This is a genomic window from Kineococcus indalonis (assembly GCF_009906395.1).
Classification (GTDB): domain Bacteria; phylum Actinomycetota; class Actinomycetes; order Actinomycetales; family Kineococcaceae; genus Kineococcus; species Kineococcus indalonis.
In genome coordinates this window covers 1-2756 of sequence record NZ_JAAALM010000524.1, presented here as the reverse complement: position 1 = coordinate 2756, position 2756 = coordinate 1, and the positions used below count along the sequence as shown (strand labels likewise).

The 2756-nt window shown below is 75.9% G+C and carries 2 protein-coding genes and 1 riboswitch; both genes read left to right on the top strand.

Annotated features, from left to right (window positions below; genetic code table 11):
• The coding region (locus GTR00_RS18360; RefSeq protein ID WP_205706150.1) for an LLM class flavin-dependent oxidoreductase at positions 1 to 1087 on the top strand (1087 nt) is incomplete at its 5' end.
• A gap of 10 nt (positions 1088 to 1097) precedes the next feature.
• A complete protein-coding gene (locus GTR00_RS18355) occupies positions 1098 to 2420 on the top strand; it encodes an NtaA/DmoA family FMN-dependent monooxygenase (protein ID WP_166613012.1) in 1323 nt (440 codons plus the stop codon).
• 113 nt (positions 2421 to 2533) lie between these two features.
• A riboswitch (SAM riboswitch) is annotated at positions 2534 to 2630 on the top strand.
• The last annotated feature ends 126 nt before the right edge of the window (positions 2631 to 2756 follow it).

Below are 2756 nucleotides of genomic sequence, written 5' to 3'. Positions count from 1 at the left end.
CCTCCCGACCGACCCACCGCCCCACGAGGAGCCCGCCGTGCCCGACCCGTTCCACCTCCTGCTCGACGTCGACGGGGGCGGGTGGCACCCCGCCGCCTGGCGGCGCTCGCGCAGCGCACCGGCCGACGTCTTCTCCCCCGCCCGGCTGCGCGGCTTCGCCGTCACCGCCCAGGCGCAGGGCCTGACCGCGCTGACGTTCGAGGACTCCCCGCTGCCGGACCCGCGCAACCCGGCCGGCCACCTGGACGCGGTGCAGCGCGCGGCGTTCCTGGCCGGCACCACCGAGGGGATCGGGCTGGTGCCGGTGGTGCCCACCACGTACACCGAGCCCTTCCACGTGGCCGCGCAGATCGCCTCCCTGGACCACTCCTCCGCCGGCCGCGCCGGGTGGATCGCCACCTCCACGCCGGAGACGGCCGCCGCCCGGGCGGTGGGCCTGCCCGCGCTGGCCGGGGAGGACCTGCGCACCGAGCTGGCCGACGTCGTGGGCGCCGTGCGCGCCCTGTGGGACTCCTGGGAGGACGACGCGGTGGTCCGCGACGTCGCCACGGGCCGCTACGTCGACCGCGACCGCCTGCACCCCGTGGACGTCGACACCGGCCGCTGGTCGGTCAAGGGCCCGCTGACCGTGCCGCGCTCCCCGCAGGGGCAGTCCGTCGTCCTGGCCGCCGAGGGGGCGCTGCCGGCCGGGCAGGCCGACGTCGTGCTCACCGGGGACCCGGGAGCCCGCCGCACCGCGCAGGGCCCGCTGGTCGTCGTGGAGGTCGAGTTCGCCCTGGACACCGAGGCCGCCCCGGCCTCGGAGCGGGTCGCCGCCCTGGAGGCGGACGCGCCGGCCCCCGACCGCGGCCGGGTGCGCTGGACGGGGTCGGGCGAGGAGTTCGCGCGGTTCCTGACGGACCTGTCGGCGCGCGTGGACGGCGTGCGCCTGCACGCCGCGGTCCTCGACGAGGACGTGCGCCAGCTCGTGCGCACCACGCTGCCGCAGCTGCGCGTGGCCCGCCTGCTGCGGGCGCCGCTGAGCGGGTCCACCCTGCGCTCCACCCTCGGCCTGACCCGGCCGGCCAACCGCTTCGCGACCGCCTGAGGAGCCGACGATGAGCAGCAGCGAGTTCCGCTACCCCGACGCCACGGTGCACTTCGGGGTGTTCTTCCAGGGCGTGAACCACACCACCATCTGGTCGGACCCGCGCAGCGGGTCGCAAGTGCACCACTCGACGTTCGCGCAGCTGGTCCGCACCGCCGAGCGCGGCCTGTTCGACGCGTTCTTCCTGGGCGAGGGGCTGCGGCTGCGCGAGCAGCGCGGGAAGATCCACGACCTCGACGTCGTCGGGCGCCCCGACGCCCTGACCGAGCTGGCCACGCTCGCCGGGCTCACCGAGCGCATCGGCCTGGTGGCCACGCAGAACACCACCTACAACGACCCGGCGGACCTGGCCCGGCGCCTGGCGTCGCTGGACGTGCTCTCCGGCGGCCGGGCCGCGTGGAACGTCGTCACGACCGACAACGCCTGGACGGGGGCGAACTTCCGCCGCGGGGGGTACCTCGACCACGCCGACCGCTACGAGCGCGCCGAGCGGTTCGTGGCCATCGCGCGGCGGATCTGGGACAGCTGGGACGGGGAGGGCTTCGCCCCCGTGCGCCACGACGACCGCCTCTTCGACGTCGAGGTGCGGCCCACGGTGCCGCGCAGCCCGCAGGGCCACCCGGTGGTCTTCCAGGCGGGCGACTCCCCCGCCGGGCGGGACTTCGCCGCGCGTTCCGCCGACGTCATCTTCTCCCGGCACGGCACCGACCACGCCGACGCGCTGGGGTTCGCCGACGACGTGCGCCGCCGCGTGGTGGCCGCGGGCCGCCCCGAGGACGACGTGCTCATCCTGCCCGGCACCCAGATCGTCCTGGGCGACAGCGAGTCCGACGCCGAGGAGAAGGCGCGCTGGGTCCTGGAGAACCAGGTGACGCCCGCCACGGCGCTGTCCCTGGTGGGGCAGGTGTGGGGCGAGGACCTGTCCGGCCACGACCCGGACGGGCCGCTGCCGGCGCACGACCCGGTGATCTCCGACATCGACGGCACGCGAGGGGCGGCGCGCCAGGGCCACGACCCGCGCGCCGTCGCCCGGCAGTGGCGGGCGGTCGCCGAGGAGAACAAGTTCTCCCTGCGCGAGCTGGTCATCCACAACTCCTCCGAGCGCGGTTTCGCCGGCACCGCCTCGGCCGTGGCGGACGAGCTGACGCGCTGGGTGCGCACCGGCGCCAGCAGCGGGTTCAACATCACCCCCTTCCTGGTGCCCAGCGGGCTGGACGACATCGTCGACCAGCTCGTGCCCGCCCTGCAGGACCGCGGCGCCTACCCCACCGAGTACGTGGGCACCACGCTGCGCGAGCACCTGGGGCTGAGGGCCCCGCTCACCCACCGCTGACGCGAGCGCGGGAACCGCACGGGAAGGCCCCGGCGGGCCGGGAGGACCGGCCCGCCGGGGCCTTCCCGTGCGCGGGGATCGACAGCACCGCAGCGGGTGCGGTAGTTTCTCCCCGTCCATCCAGAGCGGCTGAGAGACCTGGCTCGACGACGCCGCAGCAACCCCCCGAGGGAACTCGGGCGCGGGTGCTTCCGCCAGGACCGATGGGAGTCGTGCACGATGCGCAGGTCCACCGCACCCGCTGAGGAACTCGTCCAGCGCCGGTTCGTCGACCTCGCCCGGGTGTGCTCGGCCGCCTGTTCCGCCTGACCGAGCGCGAGCCCCTCCCCCTCCCCC

What these genes read in the sequence shown, in the direction of transcription:
- GTR00_RS18355 (WP_166613012.1), top strand. Translation starts at nt 1,098, where the DNA reads ATGAGCAGCAGCGAGTTCCGCTACCCCGACGCCACGGTGCACTTCGGG.